A 19710-nucleotide genomic window follows, 5' to 3' on the forward strand; every position below is an offset into this window, starting at 1 on the left:
AGCTCCTCAGCAGGTAGGCGCTCGAAGCGCTTGATTCACTTCGACCGCGAGCCGGAAAGGAACACTTTGGCGTGAAGGATCAGAGCGCGGTGGCGCTCTGACGTTCGATGTCGTGGAACTGCAGCCGGGCGAGCTTGGCATAGAGCCCGCCGGCCGCGATCAGGCTCTGATGCGTGCCTTCCTCGACGATCCGGCCGTCCTCCAGGACGAGAATGCGGTCGGCCTTCAGCACGGTCGCAAGGCGGTGGGCGATGACCAGTGTCGTGCGGTTCCGCATCAGCCCGTCGAGGGCCTTCTGCACCAGGGTCTCGCTTTCCGCGTCGAGCGCCGAGGTCGCCTCGTCGAGCAGCAGGACCGGCGCGTCCTTCAGAATGGCGCGGGCGATCGCGATGCGCTGGCGCTGGCCGCCGGAAAGCGTCACGCCGCGTTCGCCGGCCAGCGTGTCGTAGCCGTCGTCGAGCTTCGAGATGAATTCGTCCGCCTGGGCAGCGATTGCCGCGGCCTGCACGGCTTCGCGGCTGGCATCGGGCGTGCCGAAGGCGATGTTGTCATGGATCGAGGCGGCGAAGATCGTCACGTCCTGCGGTACGATCGCCAGGCGGGAGCGGAGGTCCGCAAGCCTCGCCTGGCGGAGATCGACGCCGTCGAGTTTGATCGTGCCGGCGGACGGATCGTAGAAGCGCATGAGCAGCGAGAAGATCGTGCTCTTGCCGGCGCCGGACGGCCCGACGATCGCTACCGTCTCGCCCGGCTTCACGCGGAAGGAAAGCGCGTTCAAGGTGATGGCGCTGACGCGGGCCGGATAGGCGAAGGAGACCTTTTCGAACTCGACCTCGCCGCGGGCCGGCGAGGGGAGGGGAAGAGGATTTTCCGGATCGCGGATCGCGGGTACTTCGTGCAGCAGTTCTGTCAGGCGTTCCGCCGCGCCGCCGGCGGCGGAAAGCTCGCCCCAGACTTCCGAGAGCTGGCCGAGCGAGCTTGCCGCGATCACCGAATAGAGCACGAACTGGCCAAGCGTGCCGGCCGTCATGGTGCCGGAGAGAACGCTCTGCGCGCCATACCAGAGCACGCCGACGACGCTGCCGAAGACGAGCAGGATGCCGAAACCGGTGAGCAGCGCGCGGGCCCTGATCGCCGAGCGGGCGGCACCGTAGGCGTTTTCCACCGCGCCGCCATAACGGCCGCTGGCGGTCGCCTCTCCATTGAAGGCCTGGACGGTGCGGGTGGCGCCGATCGTCTCCGCCGCGAAGGCGGAGGTCGCGGCAAGCGTATCCTGGGCGGAACGGGAGCGTCTTCGGACCGAGCGGCCGAAGCCGACCAGCGGAAAGACGATGAGCGGGATCGCACCCAGCACCAGCGCGGAGAGCCGCGGGCTCGTGTAGATCATCATCGCCATGGCGCCGAGACAGAGGATGGTGTTGCGCAGCGCCTGCGACGCCGCGGAGCCGAAGGCGGACTTGATCTGCGTCGTGTCGGCCGTCAGCCGCGAGACGATCTCGCCCGACTGGTTGACGTCATAGAAGGCGGGCGAAAGCCTGGTGATATGGGAAAAGACCTCGCGGCGCAGGTCCGCCACCACGCGCTCGCCGATGGTGATGACATAGTAGTAGCGCATGGCGCTGGCGATGGCCAGCAGCGCGGCAAGCACCAGCAGCATGCCGAAATAGTTGTTGATGAAGTGGCCGTCCGACGAGGCGAAGCCGTGATCGACCATGCGGCGCACGGCAAGCGGCAATGCCAGCGTGGTGGCCGCGGCAAGCACGAGGAAGAAGACGGCCGCGGCGACCATCGGACGGTAGCGGACGAGATAGGGAAGGAGCCTTGCGAGGGGTCTGAGCGCTTTGCCTCTTGGCTGGGATTCTCCGGGCTGAGCTTCTCTGGGCTGGGTTTCTCGGGCTTCGGCCAATTTTTCCCTCGGGTATCGTGGCACTTTTCAAGGCGCGCGGGTACTTGTACTTCCGGCGACCTTCCTGTATAGGCTCCGCATCAAATTGGGAAGCCGTGACCGCACCGGTCTGCGGCTTCATTTATTAAAGAGGGTTCTTGCTCGCAATTGCGACAAATGGACCTCGCGAAGAGCAGGAATATCGACATGAAGGCTGACATCCATCCCGAATACCACATGATCAAGGTCGTCATGACCGATGGCACCGAGTACGAGACCCGCTCCACCTGGGGTTCCGAAGGTGCGACCATGAACCTCGAAATCGATCCCAAGTCCCATCCGGCCTGGACGGGCGGCAACCAGCAGCTCATGGACCGCGGCGGCCGCGTCTCCAAGTTCAACAAGCGCTTCGGCGGCCTCGGCCTCTAAGACGCTTCTTGGCAGACCGAACGAAGAGCCTGGCGAAAGCCGGGCTTTTTTGTTTTCGGTATAGTGGAGGAGAAGCGGGGAATGGAAAATCAGCCGAACTTACCGACTACGCTCCATCGTATCGTCATCATGGGAAATGGCGGTTCAGGCAAGACTTGGCTGGCCAAACAGATGGCGGCGCGGTTCGACATGGAGGTCGTGCATCTTGACGACGTCTATTGGCAACCCGGTCGCTACGGCATCGCTCGCGACAAAGCCGTTGTCATCGAAGAGGTGAAGAAGCTTGCGGAGGAAGAGGCCTGGCTGATGGAAGGCGTCTATGGATGGCTGGTCAATGTCGTCCTGCCGAGAGCAAATCTGCTCCTGTGGCTCGACCTTGGCGAAGAAGAATGCGTCGCGAATGTCAGGGCACGCGGCATTCAGGGTGGAGAAAGCCTGGAAAGCTTCGAGGGGCTGGTGACGTGGGTTTCGGAATATCGCATCCGGAAGAACAACTGGAATTCCTTCGATGCTCACCAGAAGCTCTTCGACGGTTTTGCGGGGACGAAGTTCCGGTTGAAGAGCCGAGCGAAAATCGAAGCCTATCTGAGGCGAGTGTTGTGTGATGTCTAAACTATCGACATCAGATCCAGTGCCAGCCAGTCGAGATCACGTGGCACAGGCGGAGCGAACTAGTGGCGATCTCGACCGATCTTGTGACTGGTTGCGGGCCGCGGCGCAACGGGCGCATCGAACGGCCGATGCGCTTGATGTCGTCATCGACGCGGTTGAGCGGGCAGAGGTCGGCCCGGAACATCGGTGCTCGACTTAAAAGAGAATTGCGTTGTACCGTCAATTTGAAGTTAAGAGGGGCTCCGAAGCTCGCCGATGCCCCGATTAAAACGGATAATCAGCTTCCGAAAGCCGTGCGCAGCAGGTTGAGCTGGGCGCGGACGCTGTTCTCGTTGTCCGGCAGGACGGCGGCGTCGGACGGGCGGTAGATTTCGCGGTCGAGAAGGGCGATGCGGTTCTGCAGGCGCAGCGACCGTTCGACGAGATCGCGGAAACCTTCCGGCAGGTCGAGCCAGCCCGGCGCATTGCGATCGACGTTGAAGCCGTCGAGGCGCACCTTGTTCTTTTCCGACAGGACCTGGTCGCGGCTCATCTCGCCGTTGTTGACGGCGCGCTGCAGGAGCAGCCAGGAGGCCATCTGCATGAGGCGGGTGGTGAGCCGCATGGATTCGGCAGCATAGAGGACGGACGCCATGCGCGGCAGGACCTTCGAGGCGGCACGGCCCGGACCGTCGAGATAGCTCGCGGTTTCTTCGACCAGCGCCATGCCTTCCGAATAAAGCGCCTTGAACTGCGACGAGGCAGCGGCGCGGCCGGCAAAACTGACGGTATTCAATCCCTGTTCGGACATCGAATTCATCCTGCTAACGCAATCACATTCAGGCAATGGAGACAGCGGTTAAAAGTTCCGCTGCCGTTCTGACCGAGCTGAACATGATACTTATAGCGGAAATCCGCAAGGCGTTTCTTAAGGAAGGGTTAATACCCACAAGAAGTGGTAAACGTCCCCGATCTCCTCGAAAAGGAGAGGTATTTTCGCCGGCGAATACTGCCGTCGCGGCCGGCCGGGTACGGCTTTCGGGCGAGGTCGCCGCGGGCTCCCGACGGGGAAAAACGGTGCGAAAGGGACGGAATGAAAAAGAAGAGCCGCGGAAAGGCGGCTCTCAAGGTAAAACAGGGAGAAATCAGACCATTCGCCGAACGGTGAAACTGTCTGAGTCCAGGAAGCCTGGACGTGTTTATATTCTCCGTTAATGATTAATATTGTCTTAAAGGCAAGCAAAAAATACTTGCAATTCTTGCGTCATCTTGGGCTTCACGAGCGGAAGAAGCTGTCGGCGGCGCGTTTGCCGGCAGCTTTCCTCTCCTTTTCCGCTTCCAGCCGCGTGATCTCCTCCTTCAGCAGCCCGATGCGGGAATCGAGCTCGTCTACGGAGAGCATGGAAAGGTCCGAGCCGATCTCATGGGCTGTCGGCTTCTTCGGGGTGTCGTCATCGAGAAAGCTCATGATGTCTCCTTCCTGGCACTGGCTTCTGCCGCGGCTTCCGCGTTGGCGCGCGGATCGAGCGACAGGCTTTCCGGCGTTGCGAGCGGCGCGGTCGAGGCCGGCGCGGTCTGATAGGCCTCGCGTTCCTCGACCGGGACCGGCGCCCGCTGGCGGCTGCGTATGATAGCATAGGCCGTCACCAGAATATGGGCCATCGCGGTGACCGCGAAAAGGGCGTGCGGGCCTGCCCAGGTCATGACCGGACCGCCGAGCGTCGGGCCGATGATGGTGCCGATCCCGTAGAGGAGAAGGAGGCCGCCGGACACTTTCACGAAATCTTCCGGAGCGGCGAAGTCGTTGGCATGGGCGACGGCGATCGGATAAAGCGCGTTGGCGGCCGCACCGTAGATCGCCACCAGCACGACGATGCCGTAGACGTCCAGCGGGCGGATGATGAAGACAGCAAGGCCCGCGAGCGCCGCTGCGGCCGAAAGGGCGGCGAGCACGTGACGGCGGTCCATCCGGTCCGAAAGGCGCCCGGCCGGGAACTGCATGATCGCGCCGGCAAAGATGGTGATCGAGACCATGGCGGCGACCGCGCCGTGGTCCAGGCCCGCGCGGGTCGCGAAGACGGCGCCGAGCGTACCGTAGGCGCCGTTGGCGATGCCGATCAGCAGGATGCCGACGAAGGAGATCGGCGAATTGCGGAAGAGGGCGGGGAGATCCAGCCGGGCGCGTTTCAGCGGCTGCGGGGAGGCTGCCCTCGAAAGCGTCGTGGGCAGCGCCGCGATGCTGTAGAGAATGCCGCAGACCATGAAAAGCGCCGGCGTCGCGATATCGCCGAACGGCACCATCAATTGGCCGCCGACCACGCCGAAGAGAGTGATGGAAATGTAGAAGGAGAAGATCGTGCCGCGGCTTTCGGGGGTGGCGCGCTCGTTCAGCCAGCTTTCGATGATCATCGAGGTGCCGGCGGTGCAGAAGCCGGTGATGGCGCGCAGCACCAGCCAGGTGTTCTGGTCGACCATGAGCCCCGTCAGCAGCACGTTGAGGCAGATGAGCGACAGAAATCCGGAAAAGGCGCGCACGTGGCCGATTCGGCGCACCACGTTCGGCGCCACGAAGCAGCCGATCACGAAGCCCGCGGCCCAGGTCGTGCCGAGCAGGCCGAGCACTTCGTTGGAATAGCCTTCCTGCGAACCGCGCACCGGCAGAAGCAGGCCCTGCAGGCCGTTGCCCAGGAAGAGGAAAAGCGTACCGCAAAGGAGGGCGAGGACGGGGAGGAGGTTTCGTCTCATTTTCGGTACTGTCAGCTCATCTTTCGAATGCGGCCAATCCGGGATTCCTGCACACAAGCATTGTTGCACGCCGATGAACCGGGCGTTAACGAAGGCTGAAGCGGATTTTCGGATGCCCCCGAATCCGTTCATGGCTATCTGTGGTGGAGTGCAAAAATGTCCAGCCTGTGGCGCGCGATACGCAAGGTCCGGAGATGCGTCGTTAAATGACCAAAACCATTTCGGTCCTGCTGATCCTCGCCATGCTGGTCCAGATCGTCAAGCCGCTCGGCCTGCCGGGCCTGAGGCGCCGCGGCGATTTCTGGAAGCTGGCACTCTTCGCCTTTGCGATCTGGAGCGTCGCCCTGATCCTCAGAGAATTCACGACGATGTAATCAGAGCTCCAGGCTGCCGCGCATGACGGAGACGCAGCGGCCGGCGATGCGCACATCGGTGACCTGGCCGCCGGCCTTTACCACGTCGAGTTCGATCACGCTGCGGCGGCCCATCTCGACGCCCTGTTCGATGGTGACGTGGATATTCGCATCCGCTTCCGGCGCGCGCGTGACGAGAAAGGCAGAGAGCGCTGCCGAGGCGCTGCCGGTCGCCGGATCCTCCATGACATTGTCGAGCGGCGCGAACATCCGGGCGCGAATATGCCATGGGTTTTCGGCGCTGCGGACATAAAGGAAAAGCGAGAAGTCGCCATCCGGCCGCGGATGCCGGGCGGCGGCTTCATGGAAAACCGTGATGTCCGGCCTGGCTGCGGCAAGCGCCTCGAGGTTTTCGAGCTCGGCAATGGCGAAGGGCAGGCCGACCGAGACGACCACCGGCTTGTGGCCCGACGTGCGGATGTTCGTGGGTCCGATCGAAGCGCATCCGGCGATCAGTTCCAGGGCCACCTCGTCACCGATGGTGAGCGGCTGCGGTGCGCGGATCGTCGCACCGATCACGGCGTTCTCCTCGCGGAGAAGCTCGATTTCCACCAGGCCGGCGATCTCCTCGAAGCGGAGCCTGTCGCCGACAGGCCTGCCGAAGAGTTCCGCCTGCCGTCCGAGCACGAAGGCGGTGCCGACATTCGGATGACCGGCAAAGGGGATTTCCATCGTCGGCGTGAAGATGCGCACCCGCGCCGTGTTTTCCACGTTCTCCGGCGGCAGCACGAAGGTGCTTTCGGAATAACCGAATTCCGCGGCGATCGCTTGCATCTGCCGGGGCGTCAGCCCGCGCGCATCGGGGACGACGGCGAGCGGATTGCCGGTAAAACGTTCGCTCGTGAAGACATCGACGGTGACGAAATCGGCGGTCGGCATGGCGCAGCTCCCGAAAAGGTTCGTTAGTTAGTTAACCGACGAACTCTTTTGGCGCCAACCAATCTTTGTGATTCACCGATCAATAAAACGAAAGCGGCGCAATTTATCAGACCAGTCCGTGATCCTTCATCGCCTTTTCCTCGTCGCCGGTAGCGTAGGCAAAAATTTGGGGCCGACCGCCGGCAACGGTTACGAAGTAGAAGTTGGTGAAGCGGATATTTCCGCTTTCGCCCGCCTTGTTGACATAGGCAAAATCCCAGCCGACCTCCGCGACCGCGTGAAGATCGTCGAGCGGCGTAACCCTTATGCCGGTGATGAGCATCCGCTTGCCTCCGGCCTCGCGGTAACGCGCAAATCCCTGCGGTATCACCTCGCGAAATTTTTCGTCATTGGCTCCGCCGAACACCGCCTGCGGCGTCGAGCCGACAAAATACGCGGCGAAGAAGGCCGTGATCCTGTCGACATCGACCATCGAAGCGTCCTTGAGCGCATCGTTGCTGATCCTGCCGTAGTCATCGAAGAGTTCGCGGACCGTCGTTTCCAATCCTGTCATGGCTTCACCTCCATCACTCGAAGGAACGCTGCGCGGCCAATCCGGTTCATCGCGGCCCCTCGATCGATCGCCTGCAAAAACGAAAAGCCGCCCCGTTTGCCGGAGCGGCCTCTTTTTCTTCTTCCGGAAAGGCCAGTTCAGGCGGCCTTTTCGAATTCCTCAGGATCGCATCAGGACTTGTTGACGCTTGCGGCGTAGATTTGATCGACCGTTTCGGCCAGGCTCGCATCGAACTCTGCGTCGCTCATGGAGACGCGCAGGTTTTCCGCCAGCGCGCGCGAGAAACTCGCGATCATGCCATGGTTATGGCTGAGCTTTTCGCAGGCGTCCGCGGTGCTGTAGCCGCCGGAAAGGGCGACGACGCGGATGACCGATTTGTGGGCGATCAAAGGAGCGTAGAAATCGGCGACCGTCGGGATCGTCAGTTTAAGCATGACTGTCTCGCCGGCGGGGAGCTTGTCCAGCTGCTGCGCGATCTCGTCGCGCAAAATGGCTTCGGCCTGTTCCTTCGTCGGGCTCTTGATGGAAACTTCAGGCTCGATGATCGGCATGAGGCCTTGGGCGATGATCTGACGCGCAACCTGGAACTGCTGCTCTACGACGGCGGCGATCCCGGCCTTGTCGGCATGGCCGATCACCGAGCGCATCTTGGTTCCAAAAATACCCTTTTCGCGGCCGCGGATCAGGAGAGCATCCAGATCGGGCATCGGCTTCATCGTCTGAACGCCGTTTTCCTCGGCGTTGAGGCCCTTGTCGACCTTGAGGAAGGGAACGACGCCACGCTTTTCCCAGAGATAGGATGGGACGGCCTCACCGTCGACGTCACCGTCCATGGTCCGTTCGAACAGGATAGCGCCGATGACCTTGTCGCCCTTGAAGGCGGGTGCGCTCATGATGCGGACGCGCATGGCGTGCATCAGGCGGAACATCTCCTCCTCACCCTGATAATCGGTGTCGGACACGCCATAAAGACGCAAAGCTCCAGGTGTTGAACCACCGCTTTGGTCCAGCGCCGCAATAAATCCGGGCGCAGAACTCATCTTGTTCAACATCTTCGCGTCCACCATGCTTTACTCCTGTCCCTAAAGTTGGCGCGAAACGCGCTCATATCTCCCTAAGCTGTCACTCGCGGATAACAGAAGTTTTTTTAAAGGGAAATCCTCGATTAAAATGTTGAAACGATTGAAATTATTTCAATCGTTTAAAATATCTAAATATTTTCAAGGCGGTTAATAATGAAGCGCGCCGCCCTATATAGGCGCGCTTCATGGCAGGATACGACGATCAGGCCGTCTTCGAAAGTACCGAAACGCCCGGCAGTTCCTTGCCTTCCATCCATTCGAGGAAGGCGCCGCCGGCCGTCGAGACATAGGAGAAATCGTCGGCCGCGCCGGCATGGTTCAGCGCCGCTACCGTATCGCCGCCGCCGGCGACGGAGATGAGCTTGCCGGCCTTGGTCTGATCCGCCGCATGCCTGGCAGCGGCCACCGTCGCCTTGTCGAAGGGTTCGATCTCGAAGGCGCCGAGCGGGCCGTTCCAGACGAGCGTCGCGGCGCGGGAAATCCAGTCGTTGACCGCCGCCACCGATTTCGGGCCGACGTCGAGAACCATGGCGTCCGCCGGGATCTTGTCGATATCGACCACCTCGTTGGCCGCACCCGCCTTGAACTCGCGAGCGACGACGCCGTCGACCGGCAGCACGATGGCGCAGCCGGCAGACGCCGCCTCGATCATGATCTGGTTGGCCGTGTCGGCGAGATCGTGCTCGCAGAGCGATTTGCCGACATTGACGCCCTTGGCGGCGATAAAGGTATTGGCCATGCCGCCGCCGATCACCAACGCGTCGACCTTCTTCACGAGGTTCATCAGGAGGTCGATCTTGGTGGACACCTTGGCGCCGCCGACGATCGCCACCACCGGGCGGACCGGTTTGCCGAGACCCTTTTCCAGCGCCTCCAGCTCTTCCTGCATGGTGCGCCCCGCATAGGCGGGCAGGTGATGGGCGAGGCCCTCGGTCGAGGCATGCGCGCGATGGGCGGCGGAGAAGGCGTCGTTGACGAAGATGTCGCCGTTCCTGGCGAGCGCTTCGGTGAAGGCCGCGTCGTTCTTTTCCTCACCCTTGTGGAAGCGGGTGTTTTCCAGCAGCAGGACGTCGCCGTTCGCCATCTTGGCAACTGCCTGTTCGGCTTCGGGGCCGACGCAGTCGGAAGCGAAGAGTATCTTGCGGCCGAGCACCTCGTTAACGGCGGTGACGATCAGCGACAGCGACATGTCGGCGACCGGCTCGCCCTTGGGCCGACCGAAATGGGCGAGCAGGATGACCTTGGCGCCTTTCTTGGAAAGTTCGAGGATCGTCGGCGCAACGCGCTCGATACGCGTCGCGTCCGTCACCTTGCCGCCGGCGACGGGGACGTTGAGATCGACGCGCACGAGGACGCGCTTGCCTGCGATATCGGTGAGGTCGTCAAGGGTTTTGAAGGCCGCCATGATGCTGATCCACTTGCTTTAAGGAAGTTCGAGCGGACCATACTATGCCTGTCTGACGACGCAAGGCGTCAGAGCATCTCACGTGCGCATATCCGGTTCCCCATCGGCGCCCTCATGCCGCGGGCGTCGGGCCTTTCGGGGGCGTGGCTCCGTTTTCCGGCACCGGCCTGCCGCGATATTTGCGGATCAGGTCGCGGATGCGGTGGGCGATCTCGCGCATGTTGATGAAGATCGGCAGGTTCGTGGCAGGCTCCACCGGCTCCAGCGAAATGCCGATGCTGCGGATATGCTCGTGCTCGTCGAGTTCGCGGACGATCAGCACGATCGAGCCGAAGCGGATGCGGTCGGCATAGTCCGCCCGTCCGCCGAGCCGCGAGGTTATCAGGTCGCCGACCGTCATGTTCTGCTCGTTGGGGGAGAGCAGGCCGGGACCGTAGGCCGCGTCGAGCTCCTTGGCGGGCCGCGTCGGCGAGATCGCGAAGGCGCCGAAGAATTCCGCGTCGTCCTCGTCGACCGGCACCTGGCTCGCGAAGGTGCGGTCGAGCAGCTTGGTGTAGTTCGGCGCGACGAAAAGATAGACCTGATCGCCTTCCTTCAGCCGGCCGGCATACTGGTAGCGGATGCTGCGGCCGTCGCGGATCACGAGAGAAGGCATGGCCCAGCGGGGAATGCGTTCGCCCTGCAGGATCGGGCTGTCCTTCATGACGCGGTAGGAGATCAGCTCATGGGTCGCCTTGCCGGGCAGGTCGAGCTCGACCTTGTCCACCGCTCCCATGCGCGGCGGGATGATGAGGCCGAGCCTTTCGGCGACCGGCTTGATCGTCCAGCCCTGCACCAGAAGCGAGACGAGCACGATGATGAAGGTCGTATTGAAATAGAGGTGGCCGTTCTCGACGCCGCTCAGGATCGGCATGATCGCGAGCAGGATCGATACCGCGCCGCGCAGGCCGACCCAGGCGACGAAGCCGATCTCCTGCTGCGTGAAGTCATAGGGCAGGAGGCTCAGCCAGACCGCGATCGGCCGGGCGACGAAGATCAGGAAAGCCGCAAGTCCGATCGCCGGAAGCAGGATGGCCGGGAACTGCGACGGGGTGGCGAGGAGGCCGAGCACCAGGAACATGATGATCTGGGCAAGCCATGTCAGCCCCTCGTTGAAGCGGACGATCTGCGGCTTGGCGAACATCTTGCGATTGCCGGAATAGATGCCGGCGACATAGACCGCCAGGAAGCCGCTGCCGCCCATGACGCCGGTGAAGGCGAAGACGAGCAGCGCCAGCGTCAGCACGAAGATCGGCGCAAGCCCCCGGTCGGAGGTGAAGCGGTTCAGTACCCACACGATCATCATGCCGCCGAGCAGGCCGAAGATCAGGCCGAGCCCCATTTCCTCGACGAAGCCCAGCAGGAAATGCAGGTCGAGGCCGGAAAAGCCTTGGCCGGTGGCGATGAGTTCCGAAAGCGCGACCGTCAGGAAGATCGCCATCGGGTCGTTGGTGCCGGATTCCACCTCCAGCGTCGAGCGCACCTTGTCGCGGATGTTGATGCCGCCGATGCGCAGCAGGAAGAAGACCGCCGCCGCGTCGGTGGAGGCGACGATCGAGCCGAGCAGCAGGCCCTCGAGCCAGGAGAAGCCGAGTAAGAGCGCCGCGACAAGACCGAAAATGCCGGCCGTCAGCAGCACGCCAACCGAGGCAAGGGTCAGCGACGGTGCGGCGGCGATGCGGAAGGAATGCACCGGCGTCATGAAGCCGGAATCGAAGAGCACGATCGCCAGCGCCAGCGATCCCAGCATGAACGTGAAGGGATAGTTCTCGAAATTGATGCCGAGGCCGTCGACGCCGGCGAGCAGGCCGATCGACAGGAAGACCAGGAGGAGGGGAGCGCCGAAACGGAAGGCGAGGAGGCTCGAAAGCGCAGCCGCCAGCACCAGGACCGTGCCGACCAGCAGGATGATGTAGAACGCCTCCACCTATGCGGTTCCTTCCTCTCTCGCACCTCGCTCGTCACACGATCCCCGCCCGCAGTCCCGCAAGCCGGAACTGTGCCGTGCCGCCATGCGGCTTTGCAAGAATGGGCAGATTCCGGCGGAAGGCCGGACGAATCGATACAACCGTTTGATTAGGGAGGAACAATTCCGGCAAGAGAAGGGCAGGGTATGAAAAACCCATAAAGAAAGCGGGCCGGAATCTCCGGCCCGCCTCTGATTGATTTGCCCCTCACCCTAACCTTCTACCGCATGCGGGGAGAAGGTACCGGCAGGCAGATGGGGTATTATCCGATCAGATCAGCTTCGCAAACGCGACGGCCGTGTCGGCCATGCGGTTCGAGAAGCCCCATTCGTTGTCGTACCAGGTGAGGATGCGCACGAACGTGCCTTCGATGACCTTGGTCTGGTCGATTGCGAAAATCGAGGAATGGCTGTCGTGGTTGAAGTCGCGCGAGACGAGCGGCTCTTCCGTGTAGCCGAGAATGCCCTTCAGCGGGCCGCTGGTGGCGGCAGCCTTGATGGCTTCACTGATCTCTTGCTTGGTCGTGGCGCGCTTGGCAACGAACTTCAGGTCCACCACCGAAACGTTCGGGGTCGGGACACGGACCGAGGTGCCGTCGAGCTTGCCCTGCAGATGCGGCAGGACGAGGCCGACAGCCTTGGCCGCACCCGACGATGTCGGGATGATCGACAGCGCGGCAGCGCGGGCGCGATACAGATCCTTGTGCATCTGGTCGAGCGACGGCTGGTCGTTGGTGTAGGAATGGATCGTCGTCATGAAGCCATGCTCGACGCCGATCAGGTCGTCGAGAACCTTGACGACCGGAACCAGGCAGTTCGTGGTGCAGGAGGCGTTGGAGATGACCAGGTGATCCTTGGTGAGCTGGTCATGGTTGACGCCGTAGACGACGGTGAGGTCGGCGCCGTCGGCCGGAGCCGAGACGATGACGCGCTTGGCGCCGGCCGTCAGATGCGCGGCCGCCTTGTCGCGGGCGGTGAAGATGCCGGTGCATTCCAGCGCGATATCGACGCCGAGGTCCTTGTGCGGCAGGGTTGCCGGGTCCTTGATCGCGGTCACCTTGATCGGCTTGCCGCCGTTGATGGCAATCGTGTCGCCCTCGACCTTCACCTCGGCGGGGAAGCGGCCGTGGATGGAGTCGTAGCGCAGCAGGTGGGCGTTGGTCTCGACGGGGCCGAGGTCGTTGATGGCGACGACTTCGATATCGGTGCGGCCGGATTCCACGATGGCGCGCAGAACGTTGCGGCCGATGCGGCCGAAACCGTTGATGGCAACCTTGACTGTCATTTCTTGATACTCCCGCTTTCACATGTCTCTAGGTAGGTGGCTCAGGCGAGTTCGTTCTCGGCGGCGGCGACGACCGCTTCCGCGGTGATGCCGAAGTGCTTGAAGAGATCCTTGGCCGGGCCGGAGGCGCCGAACGACTTCATGCCGATGAAGATGCCCTTCGGACCGATGAAGTGGTCCCAGCCCTCGCGGACGGCTGCTTCGACGGCGATCTTGACCGGCGCATTGCCGATGATGGCGTTCTGGTAGTCTTCCGGCTGATCCAGGAAAAGCTCGACGCAGGGAACGGAGACGACGCGGGTCGCGATGCCCTTGCCGTCGAGTGCCGCCTGGGCCTTCAGCGCGATCTCGACCTCGGAGCCCGACGCGAAGATCGTCACCTTGGCGTCGGCGGCCGAGACGAGTTCGTAGGCGCCGTTGGCGCAGAGGTTCTTCTCTTCATAGACCTTGCGGGCCGGCGTCAGGTTCTGGCGGGTGAGAGCCAGGCCCGAGGGGCGGTGCTTTTCCTTGAGCGCAAGCTGCCAGCACTCCGCCGTCTCGGTCTCGTCGGCCGGGCGGAAGAGGAGCAGGTTGGGGATCGCCCTCAGCGCTGCCAGATGTTCGACCGGCTGATGGGTCGGGCCGTCCTCGCCGACGCCGATCGAGTCGTGCGTCCAGACGTGAATGACGCGGATGCCCATGAGAGCAGCAAGACGTACCGAGGGGCGGCAGTAATCGGAGAAGATCAGGAAGCCGCCGGAATAGGGGATCAGGCCGCCGTGCAGCGCGATCCCGTTGAGCGCCGCGGCCGTCGCGTGCTCGCGAATGCCCCAGTGCATGTAGCGTCCGGAGAAGTCGGTCGGGGTGATCGCCTTCATCTGGCTGGTCTTGGTGTTGTTCGAAGGCGTCAGGTCGGCGGAGCCGCCGAGCATTTCAGGAACGAGGCCATTGATGACTTCAAGCGCATCTTCCGAAGCCTTGCGGGTCGCGACCGTCGGATTGTTCTCGATGATCTTCTTCTTGAAGGCGTCGATGGCGCTGTCGAAACTGCCCGGCAGGTCGCCGGCGAAGCGGCGCACGAACTCGGCCTTCTTCTCGGCGGGAGCCGCGGCGAGGCGGTCCTCCCATTCCTTGCGGGTCTTGGTCGAGCGCAGGCCGGCGAGGCGCCAGGCATCCAGCACGTCGGCGGGAACCACGAAGGCTTCCGCCTCCCAGTCCAGCGCCTTGCGGGTGGCGGCGATTTCCTCGGCGCCGAGCGGCGAACCGTGCACCTTGTGGGTGCCGGCCTTGTTCGGGGCGCCGAAGCCGATGATCGTCTTGGCCGCGATGAAGGTCGGGCGGTCGGACTTCTGGGCGGCTTCGATCGCGGCGGCGATCTGGTCGACGTCATGGCCGTCGATCTCGATCGTGTTCCAGTGGGCGGCCTTGAAGCGCATCACCTGGTCGGTTGAATCCGAAAGGCTGACGGGGCCGTCGATGGTGATCGAGTTGTTGTCCCAGAAGAGAACGAGCTTGTTGAGCTTGAGGTGGCCGGCAAGCGCGATCGCCTCCTGGCTGATGCCTTCCATCAGGCAGCCGTCGCCGCAGAGCGCATAGGTATAGTGGCTCTGCAGGTCGGAGCCGAATTCCTCCTCCAGCTTGCGCTCGGCGATCGCCATGCCGACGGCATTGGCAATGCCCTGGCCGAGCGGGCCGGTGGTCGTCTCGATGCCGGAGGCATGGCCGTATTCCGGATGGCCGGCGGTCTTGGAGCCGAGCTGGCGGAACTGCCTGATGTCCTCGATCGTCATGTCCTCGTAGCCGGTGAGATAGAGGAGCGAATAGAGGAGCATGGAACCGTGGCCGGCGGAAAGCACGAAGCGGTCGCGGTCCGGCCAGAGCGGGTTCTTCGGGTCGAATTTCAGATAGCGGGTGAAGAGCACGGTCGCGATGTCGGCAGCGCCCATCGGCAGGCCGGGATGGCCGGAATTGGCCTTTTCCACAGCATCCATGGCAAGGAATCGGATCGCATTCGCCATCCGGTTATGTTTGTCGCGAGAGGTCATAGCTAATCCGCTTTTTCCGAGTGTCGGTCACGATCCCGCCGGTTCCACCAGGGAGTGGACCAGGGACCATCGGGGAGCGGCTGATCCTTAGCAGGTGCAACGCGCAAGTCAACAAAAGCACGGGCCCGATCGCACCATGATGATGAAGTTTCCCGCAGCCTCTGCCTGAATTCCGTGCAGCCCTGCCGCAGCCCGAAACGGGCGGGAAAGGCGGCAGACGATCCACAGCTAGAACGCACCGGGTCCGCCCGGATTGATTGACCGGCCTGCAACCCGCGAATAATCTGCGGTCCTTATTGGGAAGGCGGCCGATGCGATTCGATTGCCTTCACGGAGACGGGAAGGCTTTTCATGCCGGCGGAAAAGACGATCGAGATGGTGATCTCGGAGCTCAGGGCGGCGATCGGCAACCTTGAAAGCGCCGTCGACGCGCGCATCGAGCGCCAGCGCGAAGCCCAGGACGTGGAAGGCGAGGTCCGCCGGGTGCATGCGGACCGGGCGCGGCTCGCCCAGGAGCTCGACCAGTCGCAATTCCGCGCTAACCGCCTGGAAGAGGTGAACCGTGAGGTTTCGCGGCGGCTGGTGACGGCGATGGAGACCATCCGCGCCGTGCTCGACCGCTGATGCGGCAACAGCATCGAAAGGGAATGTCATGGCCCAGGTTACGGTGATGATCGACGGCAAGGCCTATCGCATGGCCTGCGAAGAGGGCCAGGAGGACCACCTGACCGAGCTTGCCGCGCGCTTCGACCGCTATGTCGGGCACCTCAAGGGCCAGTTCGGCGAAATCGGCGATCTCAGGATCACCGTCATGGCCGGCATCATGATCATGGACGAGCTCTCCGAAGTGACGCGCAAGCTCGGCAAGCTCGAAGCGGAGGTCGCAGCGCTCAAGGCGAACAGCGACGGCGCGCTCGAAACCCAGCAGCACAACGAGCAGATCATGGTCTTAGCGCTCGGCGAACTCGCCTCGCGGCTCGAGAACCTGACGGCCAGGCTCAACGGCCGCGCGCCTGCCTCGTTGAATTGACGGGCTGAGAAAAAGACTCACCGCGGCACTGGCGCGAATCCGGTTTCCTTCCTATATTGGCGGTCGCGGTCTGCGCTTCCCGACAGGAACCACAATCCCTGGGGCCATACTCGATCCAAAGGGAGCTGTCCCTGACCAGGCCCGTGGGCCTGGACACACGGTGCCCACCTACGTTTGTAGGCGCCCAGGATCGTAAACATCCATCGGTCGCCGTGGATCGCGCTCTTTCTCTTCCAGCCTGTTTTCCGAAAACCTGGCCGCTCGGCGGGCATCCTGTCTTGTCAGGGTGCTTGACAACCGGCGTCATACCACCAAGTTCTTGCCGTCCCGTCCAATCACCGGCTCCTCCGCATGCGTTTTCTGAATACAACCTTTGCCCGGTCGTCGCTCCTGATGCTTGTGATCGGCAGCGCCGTCCTGGTGGCGATCGTGCTCTCCTCCTTTTTCCTGGGGCGGATGACGCAGACCTATTTTCAGGACGTGGTGAGGTTGCGCGATGTTCGCAGCGCGGCTTCGGACGTGCTGCTCAACCTCCGCGCGGCCGAATCCGGCCAGCGCGGCTATCTCCTGACTCAGGACGAGCAATTTCTGACCCTCTATACGAATGCCGCCGCCAACCTGCCCCGTCTCCGAGAACGCTTCGAAACGGCGGTGGCGGCGCAGGGTTCCGTCCGCGTGCCTCTGGATCAGCTCGATCGCCTGGTGGACGAAAAACGTCAGGAAATGGAAGGAACCGTCGATCTCGGCAGACGAGGCGATTTTTCCGGAGCCGTGGCGATCGTCAAGGGCGCCTATGGCCGTCAGGTTATGGACGGGATCAGCGCCATCCTCAGCCAGGTGATCCGCGATATGGACGGCCGGCTCAATTCCGGTATCGAGGAACTCCATGATTCAGCCTCGTCGCTGCAGTGGCTCACGATCGGCGGCGGCATCCTCATCATCCTGGTGCTCGGCGGCGCAATCGCGGTCGTCGGACAGCATGTCCGCGAATTGCAGCGGGCGCGCGCCGAAGTGGAGGAATTGAACGCCAGTCTGGAGGAGCGCGTCAGCGAGCGCACCGAAGACCTCATCCAGGCGAACCGCGAAATCCAGCGCTATGCCTATATCGTCTCGCACGACCTGCGCGCGCCGCTCGTCAACATCATGGGCTTCACGAGCGAACTCGATGCGACCCTGAAGGCGATTTCCACCTTCGTGCTCGCCGACGGTGCGTCACTGACGGAAAACGAAGTGATCGAGGCGCGCCAGGCGGTCGAGGAGGATCTGCCGGAAGCGATCGGCTTCATCCGTTCGTCGACGAAGAAGATGGACAGCCTCATCAATGCGATCCTCAAGATCTCCCGCGATGGCCGGCGCGAGCTCAAGCCTGAGAAGATCGACCTTCAGGACCTCCTGGAGGCGACGGCCGCAAGCATCTACCACCAGGTCAGCGAGGCGGGCGGCGAGATGAAAATCTCGGTCGGTGCCGTGCGCAGCCTTATTACCGACCGATTTTCGATGGAACAGATTTTCGGTAATCTTTTCGACAATGCGATAAAGTACAAGCACCCCGACCGCCCGCTTACGCTTTCGGTCAAGGCCATGCAGATCGGACGGAGTTCGATCCGTATCGAGGTCGCCGACAACGGCCGCGGGATCGCGCCCGAGGATCACGAGCGGGTATTCGAGCTCTTCCGCCGGTCCGGTGTCCAGAACATGCCGGGCGAGGGGATAGGCCTTGCTCACGTACGTTCGTTAGTCAGAAATTTAGGGGGCGAGATTACGGTGACGTCCACATTGGGCGGCGGAGCGACGTTCATCATCCGTCTGCCCACGGATTTGTCCCAGTATGTCAGGAGTCACGGGCAATGAAAGCTGCCGGAAAAGAAGTCACCATCGTCATGATCGAGGACGACGAAGGACATGCGCGCCTGATCGAGAAGAATGTCCGCCGCGCCGGGGTCAACAACGAGATCGTCCCCTTCACCAACGGCAACGAGGCGCTCGACTACATCCTCGGCAAGGACCGTTCGGGCATGGCCAGCCAAGACCGCTATCTCCTGATCCTTCTCGATCTCAACCTGCCTGACATGTCGGGTATTGACATCCTGGAGAAGGTGAAGTCGAACCCCCACTCGAAACGGCTGCCGGTGGTCATCCTCACCACCACGGACGACGAACGCGAAATCCAGCGCTGTTACGACCTCGGCGCCAACGTTTACATTACCAAACCGGTCGATTACGACAGTTTTGCGCATGCCATCAGACAGCTCGGGCTGTTCTTTGCCGTCATGCAGATACCCGGACAATGACGAGACGCGATGCCGCAAACCATTCTCTACGTCGATGACGACCTTGCCCTCGCGAGACTTGCCGAACGTCACCTCGGCCGTGCCGGTTACCAGGTTGTCCAGGTGGCGGATCAGGCATCGGCGATGGAGGCGGTGGAAAGAGGCGGCATCGATGCGGTCGTGCTCGACCATTATCTCAAGACAGGCACCGGGCTCGACATTCTTCACCGGCTGAAGGATCGGGGCTCGGACATTCCCGTCATCTATGTCACCGGATCTAGCGATGCGACGATCGCCATCGACGCGCTGAAGAGCGGCGCGTCCGACTATGTCATCAAGACGGTCGGCGACGAGTTCTGGCCGCTGATGGAAAGCGCAATCCGGCAGGGCATCGCCACGGCGGAGCTGCGTCGCGCCCAGGAAAAGGCCGAGCAGGAAATCCGCCTCGGCAAGGAACGCGCCGAAGTCCTGCTTGCGGAAGTCAACCACCGCGTCGCCAACAGCCTGGCGCTGGTCGCGGCGCTCATCCGCCTGCAGGTCTCGAGCAGCAGGAACGAAGACGTCAAGGCGGCGCTCGCCGAGACCCAGGCCCGCATCACCGCGATCGCCGGCATGCATCGCAGCCTCTATACGTCCGACGACGTCCGCCATGTGGAGATGGACAAATATCTCGGCACGCTGGTGCGCGAGGTTCAGGACACGGTCAACGACCAGCAAAGGCCGTCGATCCGGCTGGAGGCGGAACCGGTGTCGCTGGCCTCCGACCGCGCCGTCTCCGTCGGCATGATCGTCACGGAGCTCCTCACCAATGCCCTCAAATACGCCTATCCGGCGGGTGTCGAAGGGGAGGTGCGGGTGCTCTTCAAGCGAAAGGACGAGGGCAGCGCGCTTCTCGCGGTCGAGGACGACGGGATCGGCTGGCGCGAGGGCGACCAGCCGAAGGGCACGGGCCTCGGCAGCCGCATCGTCAAATCCATGGCCGCGACGCTCGGCTCGACCATCCACTACGTGCCGGATATTTCCGGCACCCGCGCCGAGCTGACGGTCAGCCTGACCTGAAAAATCCGAGTGCCTCGGTATGATTTTGTTCCAGCCATTGCAATGGATGGAACGC

Annotated in this window: 19 protein-coding genes and 1 other RNA gene; 9 read left to right on the plus strand and 11 right to left on the minus strand. The window is 62.6% G+C overall.

Annotation, left to right across the window (positions count from 1 at the left end; all coding sequences use genetic code 11):
- Positions 1–79: 79 nt before the first annotated feature.
- Entirely contained in the window at positions 80–1906 is a 1827-nt protein-coding gene (locus ACMGE0_RS03090; RefSeq protein ID WP_436814380.1) for an ABC transporter transmembrane domain-containing protein, read from the minus strand.
- 186 nt (positions 1907–2092) lie between these two features.
- Between ACMGE0_RS03090 and rpmE the strand changes: the two genes are divergently transcribed.
- Positions 2093–2314 (plus strand): 50S ribosomal protein L31, encoded by a 222-nt coding sequence (rpmE, locus tag ACMGE0_RS03095; RefSeq protein WP_085420769.1) that lies wholly within the window; start codon positions 2093–2095, stop codon positions 2312–2314.
- Between the two features lie 81 nt (positions 2315–2395).
- Positions 2396–2926: a P-loop NTPase family protein gene (locus ACMGE0_RS03100; RefSeq protein WP_436814381.1), complete on the plus strand. Its 531-nt coding sequence runs from the start codon at positions 2396–2398 to the stop codon at positions 2924–2926.
- 277 nt (positions 2927–3203) lie between these two features.
- Here ACMGE0_RS03100 and rcdA read toward each other — a convergent pair whose 3' ends face one another.
- The 3 genes from rcdA to ACMGE0_RS03115 form a co-directional block, all read right to left on the minus strand.
- Positions 3204–3716: a protease adaptor protein RcdA gene (gene rcdA, locus ACMGE0_RS03105; protein ID WP_436814382.1), complete on the minus strand. Its 513-nt coding sequence runs from the start codon at positions 3714–3716 to the stop codon at positions 3204–3206.
- Positions 3717–4181: 465 nt separating this feature from the next.
- A complete protein-coding gene (locus ACMGE0_RS03110) occupies positions 4182–4373 on the minus strand; it encodes a DUF1192 domain-containing protein (RefSeq protein WP_436814383.1) in 192 nt (63 codons plus the stop codon).
- A complete protein-coding gene (locus ACMGE0_RS03115; protein WP_436814384.1) occupies positions 4370–5650 on the minus strand; it encodes an MFS transporter in 1281 nt (426 codons plus the stop codon). The genes ACMGE0_RS03110 and ACMGE0_RS03115 overlap by 4 nt, the downstream gene beginning before the upstream one ends.
- Before the next feature lie 206 nt (positions 5651–5856).
- Between ACMGE0_RS03115 and ACMGE0_RS03120 the strand changes: the two genes are divergently transcribed.
- Complete coding sequence (locus ACMGE0_RS03120) at positions 5857–6024, plus strand: hypothetical protein (RefSeq protein ID WP_436814385.1); 168 nt, start codon at positions 5857–5859, stop codon at positions 6022–6024.
- Here ACMGE0_RS03120 and ACMGE0_RS03125 read toward each other — a convergent pair whose 3' ends face one another.
- The 7 genes from ACMGE0_RS03125 to tkt all read right to left on the minus strand — a co-directional run bounded on the left by ACMGE0_RS03125 (position 6025) and on the right by tkt (position 15296).
- Positions 6025–6942: a PhzF family phenazine biosynthesis protein gene (locus tag ACMGE0_RS03125; RefSeq protein WP_436814386.1), complete on the minus strand. Its 918-nt coding sequence runs from the start codon at positions 6940–6942 to the stop codon at positions 6025–6027. It abuts the gene before it with no gap.
- Positions 6943–7048: 106 nt separating this feature from the next.
- Entirely contained in the window at positions 7049–7495 is a 447-nt protein-coding gene (locus ACMGE0_RS03130) for a DUF6841 family protein (protein WP_436814387.1), read from the minus strand.
- Positions 7496–7665: 170 nt separating this feature from the next.
- Positions 7666–8562, minus strand: a complete 897-nt coding sequence (locus tag ACMGE0_RS03135; RefSeq protein WP_436814388.1) for a fructose bisphosphate aldolase — start codon at positions 8560–8562, stop codon at positions 7666–7668.
- A 217-nt stretch (positions 8563–8779) separates the two neighbouring features.
- Complete coding sequence (locus ACMGE0_RS03140) at positions 8780–9982, minus strand: phosphoglycerate kinase (protein WP_436814389.1); 1203 nt, start codon at positions 9980–9982, stop codon at positions 8780–8782.
- A gap of 112 nt (positions 9983–10094) precedes the next feature.
- Positions 10095–11948, minus strand: coding sequence for a potassium/proton antiporter (locus ACMGE0_RS03145; RefSeq protein ID WP_436814390.1), 1854 nt, complete (start codon positions 11946–11948; stop codon positions 10095–10097).
- Between the two features lie 310 nt (positions 11949–12258).
- Entirely contained in the window at positions 12259–13272 is a 1014-nt protein-coding gene (gap, locus tag ACMGE0_RS03150; protein WP_436814391.1) for a type I glyceraldehyde-3-phosphate dehydrogenase, read from the minus strand.
- 41 nt (positions 13273–13313) lie between these two features.
- Complete coding sequence (gene tkt, locus ACMGE0_RS03155; RefSeq protein ID WP_436814392.1) at positions 13314–15296, minus strand: transketolase; 1983 nt, start codon at positions 15294–15296, stop codon at positions 13314–13316.
- 351 nt (positions 15297–15647) lie between these two features.
- Here tkt and ACMGE0_RS03160 point away from each other — a divergent pair, with 351 nt between their 5' ends.
- From ACMGE0_RS03160 to ACMGE0_RS03185, 6 genes are all read left to right on the plus strand, one after another.
- On the plus strand, positions 15648–15920 hold the full coding sequence (locus tag ACMGE0_RS03160; RefSeq protein WP_436814393.1) for a DUF4164 domain-containing protein: 273 nt from the start codon (positions 15648–15650) through the stop codon (positions 15918–15920).
- Between the two features lie 28 nt (positions 15921–15948).
- On the plus strand, positions 15949–16326 hold the full coding sequence (locus ACMGE0_RS03165) for a cell division protein ZapA (protein ID WP_436814394.1): 378 nt from the start codon (positions 15949–15951) through the stop codon (positions 16324–16326).
- Positions 16327–16390: 64 nt separating this feature from the next.
- Positions 16391–16549, plus strand: a non-coding RNA gene (ssrS, locus tag ACMGE0_RS03170) — 6S RNA.
- A gap of 128 nt (positions 16550–16677) precedes the next feature.
- The gene (locus ACMGE0_RS03175) at positions 16678–18177 is read left to right on the plus strand and encodes a sensor histidine kinase (RefSeq protein WP_436814395.1); all 1500 of its coding nucleotides are present in this window, start codon (positions 16678–16680) and stop codon (positions 18175–18177) included.
- Complete coding sequence (locus ACMGE0_RS03180; RefSeq protein ID WP_436814396.1) at positions 18174–18617, plus strand: response regulator; 444 nt, start codon at positions 18174–18176, stop codon at positions 18615–18617. The genes ACMGE0_RS03175 and ACMGE0_RS03180 overlap by 4 nt, the downstream gene beginning before the upstream one ends.
- Before the next feature lie 9 nt (positions 18618–18626).
- Entirely contained in the window at positions 18627–19655 is a 1029-nt protein-coding gene (locus tag ACMGE0_RS03185) for a sensor histidine kinase (protein ID WP_436814397.1), read from the plus strand.
- The last annotated feature ends 55 nt before the right edge of the window (positions 19656–19710 follow it).

The sequence above is a fragment of the Neorhizobium descurainiae genome (assembly GCF_051400715.1).
Classification (GTDB): Bacteria; Pseudomonadota; Alphaproteobacteria; order Rhizobiales; family Rhizobiaceae; genus Neorhizobium.

Coding starts and splice junctions, on each gene's coding strand:
- rpmE (WP_085420769.1), top strand. CDS start 2,093: ATGAAGGCTGACATCCATCCCGAATACCACATGATCAAGGTCGTCATG.
- ACMGE0_RS03100 (WP_436814381.1), top strand. CDS start 2,396: ATGGAAAATCAGCCGAACTTACCGACTACGCTCCATCGTATCGTCATC.
- rcdA (WP_436814382.1), bottom strand. CDS start 3,716: ATGTCCGAACAGGGATTGAATACCGTCAGTTTTGCCGGCCGCGCCGCT.
- ACMGE0_RS03110 (WP_436814383.1), bottom strand. CDS start 4,373: ATGAGCTTTCTCGATGACGACACCCCGAAGAAGCCGACAGCCCATGAG.
- ACMGE0_RS03115 (WP_436814384.1), bottom strand. CDS start 5,650: ATGAGACGAAACCTCCTCCCCGTCCTCGCCCTCCTTTGCGGTACGCTT.
- ACMGE0_RS03120 (WP_436814385.1), top strand. CDS start 5,857: ATGACCAAAACCATTTCGGTCCTGCTGATCCTCGCCATGCTGGTCCAG.
- ACMGE0_RS03125 (WP_436814386.1), bottom strand. CDS start 6,942: ATGCCGACCGCCGATTTCGTCACCGTCGATGTCTTCACGAGCGAACGT.
- ACMGE0_RS03130 (WP_436814387.1), bottom strand. CDS start 7,495: ATGACAGGATTGGAAACGACGGTCCGCGAACTCTTCGATGACTACGGC.
- ACMGE0_RS03135 (WP_436814388.1), bottom strand. CDS start 8,562: ATGGTGGACGCGAAGATGTTGAACAAGATGAGTTCTGCGCCCGGATTT.
- ACMGE0_RS03140 (WP_436814389.1), bottom strand. CDS start 9,982: ATGGCGGCCTTCAAAACCCTTGACGACCTCACCGATATCGCAGGCAAG.
- gap (WP_436814391.1), bottom strand. CDS start 13,272: ATGACAGTCAAGGTTGCCATCAACGGTTTCGGCCGCATCGGCCGCAAC.
- tkt (WP_436814392.1), bottom strand. CDS start 15,296: ATGACCTCTCGCGACAAACATAACCGGATGGCGAATGCGATCCGATTC.
- ACMGE0_RS03160 (WP_436814393.1), top strand. CDS start 15,648: ATGCCGGCGGAAAAGACGATCGAGATGGTGATCTCGGAGCTCAGGGCG.
- ACMGE0_RS03165 (WP_436814394.1), top strand. CDS start 15,949: ATGGCCCAGGTTACGGTGATGATCGACGGCAAGGCCTATCGCATGGCC.
- ACMGE0_RS03175 (WP_436814395.1), top strand. CDS start 16,678: ATGCGTTTTCTGAATACAACCTTTGCCCGGTCGTCGCTCCTGATGCTT.
- ACMGE0_RS03180 (WP_436814396.1), top strand. CDS start 18,174: ATGAAAGCTGCCGGAAAAGAAGTCACCATCGTCATGATCGAGGACGAC.
- ACMGE0_RS03185 (WP_436814397.1), top strand. CDS start 18,627: ATGCCGCAAACCATTCTCTACGTCGATGACGACCTTGCCCTCGCGAGA.